The organism is Winogradskyella poriferorum, from assembly GCF_050618035.1.
GTDB lineage: Bacteria > Bacteroidota > Bacteroidia > Flavobacteriales > Flavobacteriaceae > Winogradskyella > Winogradskyella poriferorum_A.
This window is the reverse complement of the sequence record NZ_JBODPY010000003.1, coordinates 326,914-346,599: the sequence shown is the minus strand read 5'-3', so window position 1 is coordinate 346,599 and position 19,686 is coordinate 326,914. Positions and strand designations below refer to the sequence as shown.

The 19,686-nt window shown below is 33.8% G+C and carries 22 protein-coding genes; all 22 read right to left on the bottom strand.

The window, feature by feature from the left end; genetic code table 11:
- Positions 1-38: 38 nt before the first annotated feature.
- Complete coding sequence (locus tag ACRHOC_RS08965) at positions 39-392, bottom strand: bleomycin resistance protein (RefSeq protein WP_431158270.1); 354 nt, start codon at positions 390-392, stop codon at positions 39-41.
- Between the two features lie 173 nt (positions 393-565).
- Entirely contained in the window at positions 566-1,666 is a 1,101-nt protein-coding gene (locus tag ACRHOC_RS08960; RefSeq protein WP_431158269.1) for an adenylate/guanylate cyclase domain-containing protein, read from the bottom strand.
- A 283-nt stretch (positions 1,667-1,949) separates the two neighbouring features.
- Entirely contained in the window at positions 1,950-2,855 is a 906-nt protein-coding gene (locus ACRHOC_RS08955; RefSeq protein WP_431158267.1) for a TolB family protein, read from the bottom strand.
- A gap of 123 nt (positions 2,856-2,978) precedes the next feature.
- Entirely contained in the window at positions 2,979-3,860 is an 882-nt protein-coding gene (locus ACRHOC_RS08950; RefSeq protein ID WP_431158266.1) for a hypothetical protein, read from the bottom strand.
- 192 nt (positions 3,861-4,052) lie between these two features.
- A complete protein-coding gene (locus ACRHOC_RS08945) occupies positions 4,053-5,399 on the bottom strand; it encodes an ADP-ribosylglycohydrolase family protein (RefSeq protein WP_431158264.1) in 1,347 nt (448 codons plus the stop codon).
- A 144-nt stretch (positions 5,400-5,543) separates the two neighbouring features.
- The gene (locus ACRHOC_RS08940; protein ID WP_431158263.1) at positions 5,544-6,608 is read right to left on the bottom strand and encodes an alpha/beta hydrolase; all 1,065 of its coding nucleotides are present in this window, start codon (positions 6,606-6,608) and stop codon (positions 5,544-5,546) included.
- Between the two features lie 117 nt (positions 6,609-6,725).
- Positions 6,726-7,466, bottom strand: a complete 741-nt coding sequence (locus ACRHOC_RS08935; protein WP_431158261.1) for a hypothetical protein — start codon at positions 7,464-7,466, stop codon at positions 6,726-6,728.
- Positions 7,467-7,621: 155 nt separating this feature from the next.
- Positions 7,622-8,215 (bottom strand): hypothetical protein, encoded by a 594-nt coding sequence (locus ACRHOC_RS08930; RefSeq protein WP_431158260.1) that lies wholly within the window; start codon positions 8,213-8,215, stop codon positions 7,622-7,624.
- A 93-nt stretch (positions 8,216-8,308) separates the two neighbouring features.
- Positions 8,309-9,049, bottom strand: a complete 741-nt coding sequence (locus ACRHOC_RS08925) for a DUF6090 family protein (protein ID WP_431158259.1) — start codon at positions 9,047-9,049, stop codon at positions 8,309-8,311.
- A gap of 430 nt (positions 9,050-9,479) precedes the next feature.
- Complete coding sequence (locus ACRHOC_RS08920; protein ID WP_431158258.1) at positions 9,480-9,674, bottom strand: hypothetical protein; 195 nt, start codon at positions 9,672-9,674, stop codon at positions 9,480-9,482.
- A gap of 188 nt (positions 9,675-9,862) precedes the next feature.
- A complete protein-coding gene (locus tag ACRHOC_RS08915; protein ID WP_431158257.1) occupies positions 9,863-10,675 on the bottom strand; it encodes an SDR family NAD(P)-dependent oxidoreductase in 813 nt (270 codons plus the stop codon).
- On the bottom strand, positions 10,659-11,246 hold the full coding sequence (locus tag ACRHOC_RS08910) for an SRPBCC domain-containing protein (protein WP_431158256.1): 588 nt from the start codon (positions 11,244-11,246) through the stop codon (positions 10,659-10,661). The genes ACRHOC_RS08915 and ACRHOC_RS08910 overlap by 17 nt, the downstream gene beginning before the upstream one ends.
- A gap of 11 nt (positions 11,247-11,257) precedes the next feature.
- Positions 11,258-12,022: a hypothetical protein gene (locus ACRHOC_RS08905; protein WP_431158255.1), complete on the bottom strand. Its 765-nt coding sequence runs from the start codon at positions 12,020-12,022 to the stop codon at positions 11,258-11,260.
- Between the two features lie 68 nt (positions 12,023-12,090).
- Positions 12,091-12,660 (bottom strand): Crp/Fnr family transcriptional regulator, encoded by a 570-nt coding sequence (locus ACRHOC_RS08900; protein WP_431158254.1) that lies wholly within the window; start codon positions 12,658-12,660, stop codon positions 12,091-12,093.
- A 172-nt stretch (positions 12,661-12,832) separates the two neighbouring features.
- On the bottom strand, positions 12,833-14,047 hold the full coding sequence (locus tag ACRHOC_RS08895; protein WP_431158253.1) for a serine hydrolase domain-containing protein: 1,215 nt from the start codon (positions 14,045-14,047) through the stop codon (positions 12,833-12,835).
- A gap of 171 nt (positions 14,048-14,218) precedes the next feature.
- Positions 14,219-14,803 carry a hypothetical protein gene (locus ACRHOC_RS08890; protein ID WP_431158252.1) on the bottom strand — a complete coding sequence of 195 codons (585 nt, stop codon included), beginning with the start codon at positions 14,801-14,803 and terminating at the stop codon, positions 14,219-14,221.
- Between the two features lie 152 nt (positions 14,804-14,955).
- Positions 14,956-15,444, bottom strand: coding sequence for a hypothetical protein (locus ACRHOC_RS08885; RefSeq protein ID WP_431158251.1), 489 nt, complete (start codon positions 15,442-15,444; stop codon positions 14,956-14,958).
- A gap of 97 nt (positions 15,445-15,541) precedes the next feature.
- Positions 15,542-16,462: an NAD(P)-dependent alcohol dehydrogenase gene (locus ACRHOC_RS08880; protein WP_431158250.1), complete on the bottom strand. Its 921-nt coding sequence runs from the start codon at positions 16,460-16,462 to the stop codon at positions 15,542-15,544.
- Positions 16,463-16,620: 158 nt separating this feature from the next.
- A complete protein-coding gene (locus ACRHOC_RS08875; RefSeq protein ID WP_431158249.1) occupies positions 16,621-17,061 on the bottom strand; it encodes an SMI1/KNR4 family protein in 441 nt (146 codons plus the stop codon).
- 166 nt (positions 17,062-17,227) lie between these two features.
- Positions 17,228-18,022, bottom strand: coding sequence for a cation transporter (locus ACRHOC_RS08870; RefSeq protein WP_431158248.1), 795 nt, complete (start codon positions 18,020-18,022; stop codon positions 17,228-17,230).
- A gap of 96 nt (positions 18,023-18,118) precedes the next feature.
- The gene (locus ACRHOC_RS08865) at positions 18,119-19,102 is read right to left on the bottom strand and encodes a PliI family lysozyme inhibitor of I-type lysozyme (protein WP_431158247.1); all 984 of its coding nucleotides are present in this window, start codon (positions 19,100-19,102) and stop codon (positions 18,119-18,121) included.
- 160 nt (positions 19,103-19,262) lie between these two features.
- On the bottom strand, positions 19,263-19,658 hold the full coding sequence (locus ACRHOC_RS08860) for a VOC family protein (protein WP_431158246.1): 396 nt from the start codon (positions 19,656-19,658) through the stop codon (positions 19,263-19,265).
- Between the last annotated feature and the right edge of the window lie 28 nt (positions 19,659-19,686).

Genomic DNA, 19,686 nt, shown 5'->3' with positions numbered 1-19,686 from the left:
TCTCCAATGGATAATTATTGCCATTTTAGAATGTGTAGTTAAGCCTTCTGCCCAAAAGTTAGCAGGTTATTGTCTGGATCGAGGATGGAGAATTCTTTTTGTCCCCAAGGCTTTGTTTCTAGCTTACCATTGGGATGAATAGCAATCTTATCATCAATAAATCTTTGATATAATTGCTCTATCTGATTAGTCCTAATGTAAACCATGCCATAATTCTCCTTGGGATTTAGGTCTTTAAATAGAAAGAAGTGAATCTCAATCTGGTCTTTTTTCATCATGAGATATTCGGCATAATCAATGTCTCCAAGACTATGAAATCCTAAATGTTCGTAAAAGTCTCGTGTGTTAGACTTATTACGCATGGGTAATTTGGAATGAATTTCTAAGAGCATATTTTAATTTTATTTATTGAGTAATTTCAACCACAATGAATTATAGCCATTGTTGTAATAAGTTTTTTTAGTTAAAAGAAAATCCAAATAATCTATAATTAAATAGGAACAATTGACACCTTATTATTATTGAATTATAAATATGGATGAATGGATCAAATTATAGTTAATACTTAATCATTATTTAACGGAGTTACTAACTCTATTTTTTGTTGTTTTCCTCTGAGCGTAATATTACCAACAGACTTAAATTCTTTATCTAGAAATTTTAGATCAATCTGTTTTAATAATTTATTAGATAGTAATAGATCAGTGTTCATTTCATTGCAAAGTGATTGTATCCTAGAAGCCGTATTTAAAACATCTCCAGAATACACAATTTCTCTTTTTACAATTCCCATTTCACCAGTAATGACATGACCAAGATGTAATCCTGCCTTAAATAGAGGTTGTGTTCCGTAGGTTTCATCAAAATAAACGGATTTATCCTTTAGCTGTTCGATTATTTCATAATAGCAGCGGATACAATTTGCTCTATTAACCCCATTTTTTATTAACCAGCTAATTACTATTTCATCACCAACATACTGGTAGATTTCCCCCTGTGTAGCTAATATTCCAGGAGTTGCTATTCTAAAAGTGTCATTTAAGAAATTGAAATAGCGTTCTTCTCCAAGCCGTTCAGCGATTGTAGTGGACGATTTTAAATCCATAAACATAAAGATGCGCTCTTCGCGTTTTGGTCTTAGGTATTTTCCTTTTAAAAAATTAACAAACGTAATTGGGCCGAATTTATCCCTAATGAATAAAAATAAAATGGTCATAAAAGTAATAACCAGCCAATAGATATAGTTCGTCAAAAAAACCAGATTAAATCCTTCTTTAAATTTAAGCGCAAGGACCTCTACATCCATGGTTTGTTTTGTGTTACTCAGCTTAATCAATCCTTGTTCTAAACTGAATAAAATAGAAAACATCAAGGAGTAAAACAGCATAATGAAAAACATGGCTTTGAAGTAAGCCATCCTTCTCAACCAACGCTCCCAAAGAAATACGATACTGGCTCCAACAAATAAACCTGCAACAGCAGTAATAAGAATACTCGATGCTAACTCTTCATTTAATTCTATAAGATCCGGATTGCTAGCATATGTTTCAAAAAATCTAAATAATCGTATTAAAGTCCAGATTAAGGTTATCCATAAAACGGTTGTTATTTTTCCTTTAATGTTGTAATGAGAAATTCTTTGTCTTAGGATTGCGAATCTATTCATGGATGATTTTTATTTATTTGCTATGTCAATTTATTAGATTAATAAAAGTCAATGTTATTTTAATTACTAGTTTTCTGCGAAAACAACTACCTAAAACAAATAACAAGATGATCAAAAATCTATAAATTAATTCACATGACTTACAGCAGTTTTGTGTAAGCGTTCGTTATGTGAAAATGCACAAATATTTTCCGCTGAAGTACTAAAGATAGCAAAACGAGTTGAATTCCGATTAGGAATTCAACCGTAAGGAACTATAGCCATTGTTGGTAGTAGTTTTTGTTTATGGCCTCAGTGTTTCTAGAATCTTTGAATTGACCCAAAAAATATCTACATTTTCAAAATCGTCTGAACCGACATTTCTACTAAAGAACAGGTATTTGCCATCTGGAGTAATACTAGCGGACGCTTCCCAAGCGCCAGTGTTTATTTTATCTCCTAAATTAATGCCATTACCCCAAGTGCCATCTTCTTGTTTAAAACTGATGTAGATATCAGAATCACCAAAACCATCTTCCCTTTCAGCATCAAATAATAAATATGATTCATCTGGAGCAATAAATGGGTGACTTAAAAAAGTCCCTGTGTTTATCGCTTTGGGCAAAACAATAGGTTCTTCATGTTTTCCATCAATCAAACGTGAATAGCGAATTGGAAAAGTCGAGTCATTCTCTTTATAGGTGTCAAAATAAAAGGTCCCATTTGCAGAAGATGAAAGCCGCATAATATACATAGAATCATTGCTTACAGTGGGAGGTTCAAGGCTTTGTAATTCAGACCATCCGGTCTCCGTTCTTTTTAGATATCTATCTCCTAAATGCATTGTTTCACCGTCCGGAGATATTACTGGTCGTCCTATCCATGGTGATGCCACCTCTGATTTTTCCCATTTCCCATTAATTTCATTGTATTTGTATTCGTAGAAAGCTGATTTTTTATTTTGTTCTCCTCTTCTAATAAAATAAAATGCCTTCATATCTGGGGTAAATGCGCCATCGTATTCATATATTTCTGTAGATATAAGGCCTGGAGCAAATGGCTTAGGAGTTAACCCTGGTGGTTTTTGACCAAGATATGGGTTTTGTAATTTCAAAGAATCGTCTTCTTTTATATTAGAATTTTCAGGTTTACAAGCACTTAAAAACATAATTGACAGCAATACCGAAAATTCAATTATTAGGTTTTTCATCTATTAGATTGTTTTAATTTCTGCCAACGTTCTGTGTATGGTGCGTATCCCAAAGGGTATGTACTATAAACCGTGTTAGCTGTTGTTGTTTTTCAGATTCCTGATTTCTTAAATAATTGGTCTTTACTGTTTGTAATTTGAATCATGGTTATCGGTTATTTGTTTGGCGATTTCGTGTAAATCTGTATTGAATCCTGTTTCATAAGTGTTGGTATTTAGATCAACATGATAGATACTGTTTAACCATATAAGACCACCTGTCACGCGAACTATATCACCTTGATGTCCTTTTGGGTCTGTAAAAATAGATGTTTCGCGTGCCCCAAACATATCAATATCGTCAAGCAATAAGCCATCAATATTCATTTGTGCTAATTCAAAGGTTGCCAATCCAGTTGGGATGGTGAATATATTGGTAGAAGGAAATTCGATACGCAATTCGTCTACAATTTCGTTATGTATAATCTCATTTATGTAATAATCATAGAACTCCTGTATTGAATTGAACCCATTTTCGATTGCAAATGTATTCCAATTTGGTCGAGTACCATTAGGATCTCCGTTGGGAAAGTCAAAAGGTGATAATGATATAAAAATAGTTACGTCTGGATTGTTTTGTAATGCATAGTCTATCCAAGCGCGATGACCTTCAATTCGATTGATTGAATCGTGCCCAAAAGTCATCCCAAAGTATTTAATATTACCCGCATCAAGTACAGACTTTATCTGTTGATGTTCGGCACTAGTTGAATCATTCCAAAAATTGATAGGTCTTCCATTTTCGCCCCCACGAAAGACTGTCGTACTAGTGTGATTTTCAAAACCAGCATCAACTGCCATTACATCAAATTTTTCTGCATAAGGTCTAAAAAAGCTATTCCCAATAAGAAGCATATTATACCCTTCTGTTTCAATTGGTTCAGATTCCTCTAATGGATTGTCGTCTTTGCTGCATGCAAGAAATACTAACATCAATGCAATTATCCATAAATTATTTCTGGTCATACTTTGTGTTTTTTGATATTAGACCCAAATTTCCTTATTTGGTTTAATTACAGCTAACGGTTTGTATAAGAATATTCCCCGATTGCGGAACTCCAATCTATCAAGTTATGACTGAATTTTATGCGGGCTACAATGTTCATATTTATTACTATTTCCACTATTATTTTTATACTTTGTTAGCAGCTTTTGTTTTTACTCGTTCGCAGTCTTTAGTGGGATGATCCATATATTTTTTTCTTGATCAAGTGTTCCGCCAATTTCTTCTTTTACAACTCTATCTGTCACAAATAGCCCCTTTTTGGCCATGTTTTCAAAAGTATCTATTCCATTATAAGGGAAATTTTGTCTGGTTCTGTGAATATTGAATCGATTTGAGAATTGTCTATCGAAAGATTTTTCTATTCCACCCTTTCCAATCATGAAACCAATTAAACCACCCCAAGTTGCTGTTGGATTATCAGAATCCCAACCTACCAAAGTTCCTATTTGTATGGTTTTTTTCAAATCACCCTCTCCATAGAATAAGCTTACTAAACTCGATGCAAAGTTTATACCTGCGGCAAAACAACCATTACAATACAAGTTTCTTGATGTAATATCATATCCATCTTTTTGTTGAACCTGATAACGATAGTAAATTGAATCTCTGGTTTGTTCCCATGGTATACCTGACTCGTATAACTTACGTGAATAATCATACATCTTTGCCGGGTACAGGCTATCCGGCAGTACTTTTCGAGCCTCATCAGCCATCCAGTGAATACGCTCACTCAAGGTCTTATCAGGGTTTAATGAGGCCAGAGAATACATTGTAACATAGAATTTTGAAATATATTCAGCCTCTCGACGAGAGGTAGTTTTAATTGGAAGATCCGCAATTTTATTCGCAATATCGGCACGACCAGGAGCAAAAAATCCAAAGAGCTCAGTGGTCAATTGGGCATCTATCATGTTATAATGTTCATTCCTCTCTGGGCTACCTGTTTCTGGAGGTAGAATACCTTGTCTCATTAGGTCAAATGCCTTTTGATTAGACACCCATAAGTAATTCTCTTCGTCTGCTTTTATATGTTTTAACCAACCATCCCGAATATGTTTTGGGCTTAGGCTACTAGTCTGGTTTTCGTACATCAAGTGTTGATACATATATTCAATATCGGTATCGTCATCAGCACCCCATACCTCTGTTGTATCCCTGAATACAAAATCAATAATAGGAGACAAGTCACTGGGAATACCCTGACCCCAAATACTAGGTTGGTCGGGCTTTCCCCAATCCTCACGGGTATAGAAATCTCCCGTCTTTATTTCCCCGATATTACCGATCTTATCCATCTCAGTGACCAGGCCTGTCCAATTAGCAACGCATTGCCCCAACCAAAAACCATATAATTGATCTTTATATTTATCTCTTGAGATACTTAAAAATCTACCCTCCTCTTGGATAATAGTATTTTTCGTCTTGTACTTCTTCTTGGTTTTTGTATTGCAGGTAGACAATACAAAGACTGATAACAATATTACTATATACAATCTCATAATTGCTGATAACGGTCTTGGATATGATTAGTTGAGGATTTTACGCTCTAACTGTTCAGTTTAGCACTAACCTTTGTTTTATATTTTTGTTTCGTTTTATAACTTTCGCCCCAATTGTTTATAGTCATTGTTGGCGGTAGTTATTTATTCAACACTTAAATTTTGTCTTTCAACTAGAAAATCGAAAGTTAATTCGAATAAGCCCTTACCATCAAATATACCATTCCAAGCTCCATGCCCTATAGGTTCACCATTCGGTTTGGTTAAGGTTGCTAGTTTGTTGTAAATACCCAAAGAGTTGTATATACTTTGCAGTTCAAGTGCTTCTTCATAAGGCGTAACAAGATCCTGTGCTGTACCATGACCCATAAATAATTCTGGATCATTAGCATCATATCTGTTATACTGTTCTAAGTTATAAGCTGCTTCAAAAACATCTAATTTTATGTTTGAACCCCAAAAATAAACCATACTTCTTACTAAATAAGATTCGTTTAAGTTTGAAGTAGAAAGTGTAGGGTCATTGCTAATAGTAATTTCATCTTTAAAGTCTTCTAAGTTAGAAATTCCTAAAGCAATTGTAGTAATTGCTCCTGCAGAAGCTCCACCAACTGTAATAAAATCTTCATTTATGTTATAACTTCTTGCGTTTGCTACAATCCAACGAAGAGCGGCTTTTGAATCCCTTTGGGCGAGGTACATAGCAGTAGCCTGCTGAACTTCATCCGCACTCTGCGCTCCTTGCAAAGCATTTTCAACCCATTCTTGAGGTGCAATTCCTCTATAATACGTTAATAATTCCTCTGGGGTCATTCCTTGTATTACTCCCAATTCTTCTGTTGTTCTATAATCTATAGAAACAAAAACCCATCCTCTTGAAGCATAGTAATTTGCCATCTCTACAATTTCGGGCTTTGTCTTTGTTCCTCCATTAAATCCACCTCCATGAATAAACATAAAAACAGGTCTATTGCTAGAATTATTATCAGGATAATACAAATCTAATTTTAGGGGAATTGCAAAAGCGGAATTACTTGTTGTATTATGACTAAGTCCATCAGCATAAGTGATATCTTCTTCTTTTAAAACCGTGTAAGAAGATTCAGCCTTTACTACTGGTATTGCATTGACTATTGAAATTGGTTCATCTTTACTACAAGCAGCAAATAGTAATACCGCAAAAAATTTTAAGTAAGCTGTTTTATTCATTACTGGTACATTAGTTAAATTCCTTTTTTGGACTTTATTTTCTCGTAAAGGTTTAATTACCGCCAACGGTTAGTATAAAGTGCGTTTTAATGCATTTTATACAGTGTTAGCGATTTGTTATTTTATCTCAAGTTCGAGTAGATTCTTCAATGCGCGGTTCTTTTTAATTAATAGTGTATTTCTATTTTTCCCTCTCGAAACCAAACCACCACTCCAATTAGATGATTGGACTATTCTCTTGTAACCATCTGAATTATTATCACTAAAGAAATTTTTAGCTAATTCCAGATTATTCTTGCTCGAAGACCTGATATACCAATAGTCCAATAATTCAGGACCATAGAAAAGGTTTCTGAATTCTCTTCTATCTTCACGTGATTGGTAAGTATTATCATCAACCAATCTATAATATTCTATAGTTTGTTCGATTAAAGATTGATTATCCAGCTTATAGATACTACCTGTATTAATCATTTCATCAAAAGTTGCTCGAACACTATTAACATCTTTAATATCCGCACCACTGAAGAAAGCAACCTTCTCTAATTGTTCAGGGCTCTCAATTTTATCCATTGCGAGAATTTTATAAACTTCACCTATGTTTTCTAGATTTTTCGTGTAAGTTGAATCTATATATTTAAGACGATTATAATCAGCATCAATATCCTGAATTAATCTATCCAGCACATTAGTAGCAGCGTCCTTATCTAACTTTTTTTGGTTTAAACTATTTATTTGCAAGGCTATTAAAATTCCAATTACAACAAGTATAATTTCTCCTATAGCATAAAAAAGATAGTTTCTAAGTTTGCCTTTTTCAATTAACTTTTTCCTTATTTTCCTTATCAGTGTGAACATTATATCATCTAATTATCGCTAACGGTTTTGTGTATGGCTCGTTGCGGAAAATCATAGCTGATTTTCCGCCGTAACCGAAAGATAGCAAATTGCAATGAATTCCGATTAGGAATTCAGCCGCAATGAGCTATACACGTTGTTGTGCTTTCGTTTATTTATTGTGGCTTTGAATATTCGATTAATTCCTCCACGTAGTGAAAATCACCTTGATTTTGAGTAAGTTTAATGAAGTTTTTTACAGCAGGTGCATATAACCAAACTTCAGTTTCATTTGCGCTATATCCTCTAGAATTGGTTGTTTTACCTGTGTATTGTATTGTGTAGGCCATAAAGGTTCCTGCTTCTACAGTTTCTTCTTGGTATGATAGTACTTCGGCATTCTGACTTTGGTTCCCAGTAGTTCCGTCTTGACTTGTCCAACTGTTTTCATATTTCCATTTTTTGCCTACTTCAAGAGGCCAGTCGTACTTCGGTGTTTCGCTTACATCTGGTTTAACGATTTCGCTAACGGGAATAGTATCTTTTCCAATAGTCATACCTAGGACTCCGTCAAAACTTACTATTTCTCTTGTATCTTTACCATCAGAGCGTACTTCTCCTTCAGTAGTCACTCCTTTATATTTCCAGACCCATTTCTCGCCAAGCTGATAATCATTTAGAGTTGGCTGATTAGTTGTGTTCGATTTAGTTGAGTTGTTACAGGCACTAAATAATACTAATGCAAGTAATAGTAGAATTTGATTTTTCATTTATATTGTTTAGAACAATAGGACGTGGAAGTTTCAAATTTGTTACAATTACTAAAAGTGGATGACAAGCACAGAAATATATATGTCTTATAGTTAGCTTTGGTTATTCTTTTCTAAAGATTGGTATTCAATATCTATTAGCTCGATTAATTCTGTTATGCTCTTTTTTAATAAAACTGATTGCCTTGTATAATAATTAAGTTGTCTCGATGAAATATAAATATCGGCTAATATCCGTTTGTCAGTAATTGTAATTGGTGAGCCAAAATCACCATATTTTATTTCATACGCATATTTATTTCGTAATTCATTAGAACGATCCAATACATCCTCTCCGATATTGATGATATTTTGGGCTTCTAATTCATAGATATTTTGAATAGTATTAAATAGCTCCCGATTGCTTATAATGTTTGATTTTCCTTCAGATATCATTGAATTATAAGTTCCAATTTTTGGTCGAAATTTTCTATCTGTAAAAAATATATATTCTAATTCAGATACTCCTGCTACTTTAGGAAGCTCACCAATAATTTCTTCAAAAATGAAGTCAATAGTAGAGTCTTGAGACATTAATTGAGCAATTCGCCATTTGTGATCTTGAATGACTTGAGACAACAATACGGTATCTTGAATTAGATCACTCTTTATTTCTTTTAGATAGACTTTCTCTGCCTCTTGTGTTTTTTTTAATTCATTTGAATTATTGATACTTAACGCTATTAAAATTCCAATAACGACGAGTATAATTTCTCCTATAGCATAAAGAAGATAATTAATGACCTTTTTATCCTTAATCATATTCTGTCTTATTTTTCTAAAGATTTTTGCCATTGACTAATGTTTGATTTAAATGAAGCACAACGGTTAGGCTATGATTCCGTTGCGTAGAAATTCGGCAGAATTTCGGAGTAGGAATCAGTAGCGCTGGTCATGTTTAAATTTATAATTTTTTACTAACGTAGCAATGGATTATAGCCATTGTTGGCAGTAGTATTTATAATTAAGATTTCTTATTTTTTTCAAAGCCTTGATAAATCCATAGTCCGGAAAAAATTAATACCCAATAAATGATTGAAGTTCCAAGAATATATTCGGAAAATTCATTATCATAAAAGTAGAATTCGAACAATAACCATATAATTATAGCAATTACAAGATTGCCAACAATAAAGATTCTCTTAATTCCAGGGTTAAGTTTTCTAAAGTATTTTATCATATTTCTTGATTAATGTTGTTCGTAAATATAGTTATTGATTAACTATTAGTTTTTAGACACCAATACTAAATATGGTTCAGTTGTACTATTCCATTTTACTAAGTCGACTCCACACACGTATTTTAGGATGCCAGATTCTTTGTAAGGTGCTTTTATAGAATCGAATTCAAATTCATATTCATATTGTGTATCACATATGTTACATTTTATTCTACCAAATGGCTCTTTTGGTTTATCCAATAAAGGTAAGTCGTCATAAATTTAATTTTTCATTTTAGGGTTAGTTTATATTACTGCCAACGGTTAGTATAAGCGCAGTAGCGGATTTTATACAACTGCTTTTCGGTTGAAAAGATACTTAAATTAAAACAAAATCGGTTCAAGTTTGCACCTGAACCGCTATTGCGTTTATACATTGTTGCCAGTAGTTATTTCTGATGCTTTGTAAACCCACCCATAACTTTTTCCATTACTCTTATTTTTCCCCATCTAGGCAAAAGTCTTAGACTGTAAACTAAAAATTTTGTCAAGAAACCCGGTAGCAAAGTACTTTTCTTGCCAATAGCCTTGATGATTGGGATAGCTATATCTTCAGGTAATAATGACATTCCCATATTCATATTTGCTCTATCTGCAAAACCAGATTTCACTGGACCAGGTGCGGCACATAAAATATCAATACCAAAAGGCTTTAACTCTCTAGCTAATCCTTCACCAAATGATTGAATGTAAGCTTTACTTGCTCCATAGTTAGCTGCATTAGGAACTCCTTGAAAAGCAACCATTGAACTAAGTAATACAATAGCACCTTTTCTGGTTTCATCTTTCATTTTATTGCAAAAGTGATGAGACATTTGTAAAACAGCTTTACAATTTAGGTCAACCAAATTCAACTCATTTTGAATATCAGAATTAACAAACTTTCCCGAAGTACCAAAACCAGCATTCAATATCACAATCCCAATAGATAAGTGATTGGTTTCTTCTAAAAGTGAATCGACTGCTTCTTTTCTAGATAAATCACCAACTATTGGTATCGATTCAACATTGTATTGGTCAAAGAATTCGGTGCTGAGTGAGTTTAGTTGTGTCTCTCTACGTCCAGTAATTACCAAGTTAAAACCTGCTTCAGCTAATTTGGTAGCTAATGCTTTACCAATGCCTGAAGTAGCTCCAGTAACTAAAGCCCAATTACCATAGTCTTTTTTTAATCTATCAACTGTTTTATTTTTCAGTTTCATTTTCTGCTTTGTTTTTGAGTTCTCTTAACCATATATCGTGTAATTTTTTCAACTTATTCGGAACAAATACCTTTTGCATAAAGGTTAAAAAACCATGTTGAGTTTCACTTGTAATCACTTTACATCCATTATCGGTTGGTATAATCAGCCAAGCATGGTAGCCTTTAATGTTATTTTTAGTTGCTTCCCAACTTAACCTGTAGGGCGGTGAGAACTCTTTGATAGTAGTTGATTCGAAACTTTGACCCATCGTTTTCCAAGAGAATATTGTTTTGTCTCCAAGTTGCCTTGATTTATTGTTTATAATATTTACATCTGTGGCTCCTTCATACCACTTTGGCCAGTCTTCGGCTTTAATTAAAATATCCCATACTGCTTCAGGTTCAGCATTAATGTCGATTTCATTATGAACAAAAAAAGCTGCTTCTTCTGGCTTATAATTAGCAGGCCAGTTTATTTTTTCTGAATTGGGTTTGCTTTTTTTTACGGTCTTTTTAACCGAGTAACAACTAGTCAGAGTTAATAAACAAAGTAGTAGTACTAAATGTGTTGTTTTGAATTTACTTTTCATTTTAAATAGTTTTAGAATTTGAATATTGAATTTCCTCTTAGTGCCATGACTAAAATGAAGACCGCTAAGAGTGCGTATATTATTGCTGCAAGAATGGTCAGTTTGGTGTTTTTTAAAAAATACCAAGCTACTAATGGAAGTACCTGAAGTGCATGCATACCAATAAAATGTGAGATGCGTAAATCGCCATAGCTAACGCTCCAATTTAGAAATGGCAATCCTTTGACTCCATCCTGAGCTCCAACAGTATGAGACATTTTAGCTCCCATAACGAATCCTTCAAATGAAAAAATGACAAATAGGATAAATCCAAACCGTATAGCCCATAAATAGTAATTTGGTATATCATTAATTGAATAGCTGAAAAATTTGATGCCAATATATCCTACGGCAATAGTTGCAATTGTTGCAGCTAAGGCCATCATTGAAAACATAAAGGCATAAAAAGGTGAGGATTGATTATAATGAGAAGCTTGGCCTTTACTGGCTTGCCAAGTTATGTAGATGACTTCAAATGCTAGCGTGATAATTATAACCCAATTCATTACATTGATATCACTACTAGGTTTTAAATATCCAGTATACCAACCAACGGAAAATGATAATATAGCAGTCGAAAGTGTAAACTTTATAGGTTTGTACCATGCATTTGTACCAGCAAATTCTATTGGTTTAAAATAGGAAAAGAACACGAGTATAATTGCTAGACCTAGATTTAGCAATCCAAGCCAAAACAAAAGTGCATTTCTTTCTTTTAAGGTTTCAATGAATTCCATTTGTCAAAAATTATTTCGACAAATTTCATTAGAGAAGGACGTCTAAAACGATAACAAATGTTTATGTTTTACAGAAGTTGCTTTTTTATTCTACTCAAATGTATTGGTGTAATACCTAGGTAAGAGGCTATCATGTGTTGCGGAACACGGTTATGAATTTTAGGGAAAATTTCATCCATTAATTTGTAACGCTCAATAGGTGATAATGTATATAGATTTTGAATTCTTGTGTCCATATAAATAAAGTAATACTCTGCAATTAGTCTTCCTAATTTTTGTCCACTACTCATATTTGTATAACCCCATTCAATGGCTTTTCTCGGAAGTACAATTACATCTGTATTCTCCATTGCTTCTAATAGATATCTGGACTTTTGTTGCGTAAGGAACGCATTGTAATCGGCAATGAATTGATTTTCTATTGCAAAATGTGTAGTGTGTTCTGTTCCTTCTAAATCGATAATTTTTACTCTCAAGATGCCTTTTTCGATAAAGTAAACTTCATCAATAAACTTATCGTCATCGCTTAAAATCTCTTTCTTTTTGAATGATTTCTTATAACAAAAAGACATGAAAGTGTCCATCTCTTTTTGAGAGATTTCAATCATAGATTCTATGGCATTCTTTAGCGAAATCATATTCTAATTACTGGCAACGGCCGAGTATATGAAACGTTTGGCATATCGAAGTGTAAATCTTTCAAAAAAGGTACAATTTTTATTAAGTGTAACAAACTTAAAATTAGCAGTATCCGCCAAATGTTTTATATACAGTGTTACAGCCTGTAATTTTTATTTTTCAAGATATTATTTATCTAATCCTTTCAGCTACTCTCATTAAATCACCATCATTGTAATGTTGCAATGAATTCCCACAGTGTACAATAATGACTTCCTTATCAGGAATCACATAAATATTCTGCCCTAGATTTCCATTTGCAAAAAACTGAAATGTTGAATCACAATTAGTATTTCCCCACCATTGATAGGAATAATAGTTGTGTTTACATCCGCTACCTAACCAATCCGGATAATGGTCTCGAGAGATGGTTTTATCCTCTGTTGTTGATTTAATAACCCAATCTTCCGAAATAATTTGATTACCATTCCAATTACCTTTGTTTAGAAAAAGGCGTCCGAATCGTGCATAATCTATGGCTCTTGCAATGAGTCTGCTAGGCATATATTCAAATCCAGATTCTTTACTGTCTATTGAAAACAATGCATCGTATTCCATAATTTGCGACCATAGTTTTTCTTCTAAGTATTTTGAGACAGTCTTTCCGGTTGCACGTTCAATAATTAGGCCCAGGTAACTTGTATTGTAATTATTGTATTCAAATGCTTTACCAGGTTCAGATTCAACTTCTAGTTTTTCGAGTAATATCTTTCGTACATTAGGGTGGTAGTATCCAATTACTTCATCGTTCCAAGGTGCATGGATGTTGATAACGGGTAAAAAATCAGTGTTGTATTTAAGGCCTGAACGCATTTCGAGAAGATTCTTAATAGTAATCTTATCGAATCGTGGGTCACGCTCGATTAATTCTGGGATATAAAGTGTCATTGGTTCATCAACACTTTTAATTAACCCCTCATCAATAGCCACCCCAATCAAAAAAGAAATAAATGATTTAGCCACAGATTGAGAATGAAAATAGGAGTCTCTTGAAAATCCATTAAAATACTTTTCATAAACTATGGTATCTCTACGAATGAAAATAAGGGCAGTAGTTTGCGATTGTTCTGCCCACTCATCAAATGAATTGAAACCTGAGTTTGAAACTCGTTCATCAAACAATGATTCTACATAAGCCTCCTCTAATTTTTCTTCAAAATGGAAGGTATTTACAGCCCCTTGTATTACCCTGTTCTCAAAGTTTTTGTAGTCGTACACATCAGCCACATTCATGGTAATTGTGCGGTAAACATAAGTTGGTGAATATTTAACCGACAGAATTGCTAATAACAACAGGAGCAGAATTATTGGAAACAACAAGACTATTTTAATTACTCTTTTTATCATTGACTTTGCTTTGTTCATTGTTTTTTATTGGCTGTAACGGTCTCGGCTATGATTTCGTTGTGGAATCATCCGCAGGATTATTCCGCCGAAATCCAGACCTTTCATTTATAAATTAAACTTTGTTTTAACTCGTTGCCACAATGAATTATAGCCATTGTTGGCATTTCGTTCTTATTCCACTTTTAATTTCATTCCATAGTACGCATTGATTAGATAAAGCACATTAACTAAAGGTCCTATCATCAATGCTTGTTTCCAATCAATAATTCCAATAAACGTAATTAAGAAGGTCAAAAATGTAATTCCTGAAAGTGCTATTGCAGTCCATTTCAACCATTTTTTCAGATAGTTATCTGATGAGTATAGTTTTAATAGTCCGCCTAAAAAAATTAAGTTTCCAAAAACAAATACTACGGTTGCTATTTGATTTGCCATTTGAGACATTTCAAAAGATGTATTTTCAAATCCGCCAAGCATTATTGGATAGGTTGATAGCAGAATCAATTGTCCAACTGAAATTATTGTCCAACTTATTTTCTTAAGATTAAAAGCAAAGTATAACGCACCTATCGCTATCAAAGTCATAAATAGAAATTCAAATTTCCAGTGCGTACCGTATGAATCCCAATTTTCATTCACATAATTATGTCTTTCTACTGGGTCAAGTGGTGCCTTACTTGATAAATAGATATAAATTCCTATTGTTACGTTTATTAATATCGAACCTGAAGTCCAAAGTAGTTTTCCAAGTTTCATAATGTTCTATTTTAAATGAATGCCAACGGTTTTGTGTATGGCTCGTGGCGCTTTTGCGTTCTAGTGAGTTACACGGAATTTATTTAATTTAAAGGTAAATAAATTTCAGTGTATTCAAAGCCATGAGTTATACACGTTGTTGTGCACAGTAATTACTCTTTCAAAAGCATAATTTGAGTACCTCCAGCGTCATTAGTTCTCGTAGATATTAAGTACAAAAGTTTGTCTTTTTCGTAACCTAAAAATCCCATATCATCTTTTCCAATGTATTCGAAATCTCTCTCCAATAGTTTATCTTTAATTAATCTTAAATTGTAGTTTTTCGCAATTGTGATCTCTATAAAATTTGGTTTGATATAGTATGATTTCATTCCATCCTCTTCTTTTGGAATTGGTTTAAATTTTGTGACTTTTATAATTATCGTATTATTGAAATCATCGTTGTAGTATCTTGAATAAACACGTTTCTTACCTTCATTTTCTTCTCTAATTTTTTTGAATCCATATCCCTCAATCATATAATTATCAATTGAATAGAATGAAATATTAGTAAGTTTTTCAATTAGCTCAAAGTCAAAATCTTGAGAATAAACAAAATTTAGTGAAAATAAAAAGAAGAGAGTGGTTAATATTTTTTTCATACTTGTATTTATTGTGCACAACGGTTAGTATATGAAGCGTAGCCTGCCGATAGGCGGCTATGACTTTATATACATTGTTGTGTGTTCGTTGTCTTTTTTAGTCAATGATTTCAATGACTACATTTCCTTTTTTACGCCCTTGGTCAACATACTCATGAGCTTCAACTATTTCACTAAGTTTAAAGGACTTGTCGATAAAAGGCTTCAATTCTTCTTTTTCAGCCATATCTTTTATCAGTTTTAAATATTCGCTTTTCTCTTTTGTAAGCATTTTAACAGAAACGAATTTACCTCCAGTTTTAAGAACCTTTTTTGCTTTTGATTTTGTCGTTTTGCCAACCGCATCAAAGATTATATCGAATTTTTCATTGCCTTCAGAATAGTCCTCTTTTTTATAATCAATCAAACTTTCAGCGCCTAATGATTTTACCATTTTAAAATTGGCAGTGCTACATACGCCCGTTACTCTTGCACCTTTTTGACTTGCGACCTGTACCGCATAGCTACCAACACTTCCAGAAGATCCATAAACCAATACGCTTTGTCCATTTTTCAAAATCGCTTTTTCAAAAAGGTATATAGCAGTCATTGCTCCAACTGGTAATGCCGCAGCTTCTTGATAAGTCAAGTTTTCTGGTTTTAATCCTATCACACCACTTTTCCATTTTTGAGGCAAGCATATATATTCTGCATATGAACCAGTACGAAGCATGGTGGTTGTTCCAAATACACTATCTCCAATCTTAAACTCTGTAACATTTATGCCAATCTCTTCAACTATTCCAGCTAATTCATGACCTAGAATTTTTTTCTTGGGTTTGAAAAGTCCAAAAATCAATCTTGCAGGCAGCCAGACTAAAGGTGGAAAATCCGAACTTCTAAGTCTAACGTCTCCCGAAGTGACAGTTGAAGCATATATTTTTACCAGAATCTCATCATCTTTAGGTTTTGGTTTTTCTATATCCTTTAGTTTAAGGACTTCTGGTGAACCATATTTTTCATAAACTACTGCTTTCATATTTGCTTTTTTAATGCCACACAACGGTCTCGTATAACCGTCCGTTACGGGTTTAAGTTACTATTTTTCGATTAATAACTGACGCTCGCAATTCCGAGTGGATTCGGACGTAGTCGAATCCGCCGTAATTGCGGTTATACATTGTTGTGCATAGTTTTTTATCCATTAAATTTTGACTTTATTTTATTCCAGAATGAGCTTTTTTCAACATAAAGCTTATTTATCGATTCAGCTATTTTTTCTAATTGTCTTGTTTCGTGATTCCAGAAATATAGTTCGTCAGTTAAATTTCCATTTCCGTTATGAGTCAGGATTAGTAGATTTCCATATCCGTCTGCCCCAATTGCGATTCCATTGTCAGGAAATCCATTCCATTCACGAGCATTTTTTGTTTCAAGTCCGATGTGATTACAAGTCCGACTTATTCTTTTTCGGTCAGTCTTATCAAAAAATGGATACAGTTCAAATTCAAACTCGTCCGAAATCAATAATTCTCCGCCATTTGATTTTATCATTCGGTTTTTAAATTCAGATGCAAATTTTACGTTCAATTCCGATTCAGTTTCTTTTATATATTTTTCGTCTAATGGAAATGGCATTTTACGGTTTCGTTAAATTATGCACAACGGTCTCGGCTATGATTTCGGCGTGGAATGATTCGGCAGAATCGTTCCGCAATAGAAATCAGCTTTATTTAATGTTTTTAGTTTCATTTTATGAATTCAGCCACGCTGAATTATAGCCATTGTTGTGGTTAGTGTTTTTTTATTTACTCAATTTTAATATTCTAAATGCTCCTTGAATTACCAAAACAAAAACGATTGTTCCGATAATCAAATCGGGTTTATTTGAGCTTAACCAATTTACCAAAACTCCAGCTATAATTACTCCCAAATTGATAATCACGTCATTCGAAGTGAAAATCATACTTGCTTTCATATGAGCCTCTTCCTTACTTTTTGACTTTTGTAAAATGTAAAGACATATTCCGTTTGCAATAAGTGCAAAAATTGAAACGATAATCATTGTTGAAAAATCGGGAAGTTTCTCGTCTCCGAAAAATCTCCTTAAGACTTCCACAAATCCAATAATGGCTAGTGTTATTTGAAAATATCCAGCAAGTTTTGCAATCCGTTTTTTTCTTGTTAGAGTTCCGCCAACCGCAAAAAGACTGATTCCATAAACGAAACTGTCGGCAAGCATGTCCAAACTATCTGCAACCAATCCCATTGATTTTGAGATTATTCCAGTTGTCATTTCGATTAGAAAAAACGCGAAATTTATTCCGAGGACAGTCCAGAGTAGTTTTTTCTGGTCTACGTACTCTTTAAAGTCTGTCCGGTCGGTTTGTTCGGTTGAGATTTTCCTTCCGTCTAAATTCAGTTCGAGAACTGACTTTTCAATTTGGTCGATTTGTCCGCTGTGAAAAACAGTCAGTTTTCGGTTCGGAATATCAAAGTCCAAATTTGCAATACTTGAGATTCCGTCCAACTTCATTCGGATTAGATTTTCCTCGGAAGGACAATCCATTTTGGTAATCTCAAATATCGTTTTGTTCATTCACTTTCTCGGTTTTGGGACATTAACCACAACGGTTTCGGCTATGAGTAGTCACGATCACTCGGGATTACTTATAGCCATTGTTGGCGGTAGTTTTTAATATTCTGATATATTATCAACTTCCAGTTTTCTCATGGCTTCTCCTTCGACCAATTTGTACATTACTTGACGCGTTCCACCAGTAGGATTTGCGTTAGAATCTCCATCTTTATAAATGGGGAAACGTTGGCCCAAATAAATCTCAACAAGAGAAAACTGATCATGCCCCATATATCCCTTGTTTATCTCAGTGTTTTCTGCAGTGGGTTGAAAATAAACTCGACTCATTGATTTCTTATTGTTTACAGAAAAAGCATAAACATTTCCATAACTACCACTACCTACTGACCGCGTGTAAATAAAAAGTTCAGGTGAACCATCAGAATTAAGATCTTCAACTTCCGCATTTACTACATCTTCACCTTCAATGTTCAAAGTTTCATTGTACTCACTCTCTTGTAAGCCAAAGGTGAAAATCGTTAAAGTGTTTTTACCGTCTTTTTCTATTGAAGAGATGTTAAAACCAACGCCTTGTAAATTTAATGTCTTACTGAACTTTGTCTTATCAATTTGACTTTGATCTAAAGGTTCATTGATTTTCGAGTATGTGCCACCGATACTTGCACCACCACTGCAATAAAAATAGAGTAGACCATCCATTTCTTCTTTCGACGAGATACTGACTTGAGAATTTGTAAATTCAAATTGTATGGTTTTCCCGTTGATTTCAGTTTCATAGACATGATCAGCCATTTTACTGGCGACAGCATCAAATGTACATGTTGGTTTTTTCTTATCTGAGCGTGAGCGGACTGAAATGTTTAATTGATTACCTGGCGTTTCCATAACAGATACAGCTACCCAATCATAGCCTTCGCTTCTCATTGTATAACCTTCAGAAACGTAGTTGCCTATTACATTTATCTCTTCCGTAGCTTCTTTTGTGGAAATTTCTTCCATCTTTTTTGTTTCGTTTTTACAGCTTATGGCAAAAAAAACAGCCAACACTATCAAATAATGAGCTTTAGTTTTGTTTTCCATTTTTTTCATTTAATTACCGCCAACGGACTCGTATAACCGTCAGTTTACGGGTTAAAATACGTAAATTTTTCGGTTAAGCACAGACGTTAGCAATTCCGAGTGGATTCGGACGCAGTCGAATCCGCCGTAATTGCGGTTATACATTGTTGTGTGTAGTGTTTTATTCAATTTTGTTTCCATTTTCTATTCGCCAAGGCGGATTCAGTCGATTTTCTCCACCATAAAATAATATCAGTTGATTTCCGTCAACATCTTTTAATCTTGCTTCTCTCCATAACCATCTTTGGTCAGTTGGTTCTTGGTCAAATACAATTCCTTTACTTTTTATTTTTTCAACTTGCTCGTCAAGGTTTGTACATTCAAAATACACATAGATTCCGTCTCCTTTTGGTAGTTCGTCAGTTTGATGAATTGAGAAAGTCGAGGTTCCATTTGGGCATTCAAATCGAGCGTAATGAGGAAGAGATTTTACTATTAATTTAAGTCCCAATTTTTCATAAAAAGGGATTGATTTTGTCAAATCCAATGAGGGTACTGTTATTTGGTTCAAATTCATATTTTCTCGGCCGGTTTACATTACACAC

Excerpts from the sequence above, each read along its gene's own strand:
- ACRHOC_RS08965 (WP_431158270.1), bottom strand. The coding sequence starts at position 392 with ATGCTCTTAGAAATTCATTCCAAATTACCCATGCGTAATAAGTCTAAC.
- ACRHOC_RS08960 (WP_431158269.1), bottom strand. The coding sequence starts at position 1,666 with ATGAATAGATTCGCAATCCTAAGACAAAGAATTTCTCATTACAACATT.
- ACRHOC_RS08955 (WP_431158267.1), bottom strand. The coding sequence starts at position 2,855 with ATGAAAAACCTAATAATTGAATTTTCGGTATTGCTGTCAATTATGTTT.
- ACRHOC_RS08950 (WP_431158266.1), bottom strand. The coding sequence starts at position 3,860 with ATGACCAGAAATAATTTATGGATAATTGCATTGATGTTAGTATTTCTT.
- ACRHOC_RS08945 (WP_431158264.1), bottom strand. The coding sequence starts at position 5,399 with ATGAGATTGTATATAGTAATATTGTTATCAGTCTTTGTATTGTCTACC.
- ACRHOC_RS08940 (WP_431158263.1), bottom strand. The coding sequence starts at position 6,608 with ATGAATAAAACAGCTTACTTAAAATTTTTTGCGGTATTACTATTTGCT.
- ACRHOC_RS08935 (WP_431158261.1), bottom strand. The coding sequence starts at position 7,466 with ATGTTCACACTGATAAGGAAAATAAGGAAAAAGTTAATTGAAAAAGGC.
- ACRHOC_RS08930 (WP_431158260.1), bottom strand. The coding sequence starts at position 8,215 with ATGAAAAATCAAATTCTACTATTACTTGCATTAGTATTATTTAGTGCC.
- ACRHOC_RS08925 (WP_431158259.1), bottom strand. The coding sequence starts at position 9,049 with ATGGCAAAAATCTTTAGAAAAATAAGACAGAATATGATTAAGGATAAA.
- ACRHOC_RS08915 (WP_431158257.1), bottom strand. The coding sequence starts at position 10,675 with ATGAAACTGAAAAATAAAACAGTTGATAGATTAAAAAAAGACTATGGT.
- ACRHOC_RS08910 (WP_431158256.1), bottom strand. The coding sequence starts at position 11,246 with ATGAAAAGTAAATTCAAAACAACACATTTAGTACTACTACTTTGTTTA.
- ACRHOC_RS08905 (WP_431158255.1), bottom strand. The coding sequence starts at position 12,022 with ATGGAATTCATTGAAACCTTAAAAGAAAGAAATGCACTTTTGTTTTGG.
- ACRHOC_RS08900 (WP_431158254.1), bottom strand. The coding sequence starts at position 12,660 with ATGATTTCGCTAAAGAATGCCATAGAATCTATGATTGAAATCTCTCAA.
- ACRHOC_RS08895 (WP_431158253.1), bottom strand. The coding sequence starts at position 14,047 with ATGATAAAAAGAGTAATTAAAATAGTCTTGTTGTTTCCAATAATTCTG.
- ACRHOC_RS08890 (WP_431158252.1), bottom strand. The coding sequence starts at position 14,803 with ATGAAACTTGGAAAACTACTTTGGACTTCAGGTTCGATATTAATAAAC.
- ACRHOC_RS08885 (WP_431158251.1), bottom strand. The coding sequence starts at position 15,444 with ATGAAAAAAATATTAACCACTCTCTTCTTTTTATTTTCACTAAATTTT.
- ACRHOC_RS08880 (WP_431158250.1), bottom strand. The coding sequence starts at position 16,462 with ATGAAAGCAGTAGTTTATGAAAAATATGGTTCACCAGAAGTCCTTAAA.
- ACRHOC_RS08875 (WP_431158249.1), bottom strand. The coding sequence starts at position 17,061 with ATGCCATTTCCATTAGACGAAAAATATATAAAAGAAACTGAATCGGAA.
- ACRHOC_RS08870 (WP_431158248.1), bottom strand. The coding sequence starts at position 18,022 with ATGAACAAAACGATATTTGAGATTACCAAAATGGATTGTCCTTCCGAG.
- ACRHOC_RS08865 (WP_431158247.1), bottom strand. The coding sequence starts at position 19,102 with ATGGAAAACAAAACTAAAGCTCATTATTTGATAGTGTTGGCTGTTTTT.
- ACRHOC_RS08860 (WP_431158246.1), bottom strand. The coding sequence starts at position 19,658 with ATGAATTTGAACCAAATAACAGTACCCTCATTGGATTTGACAAAATCA.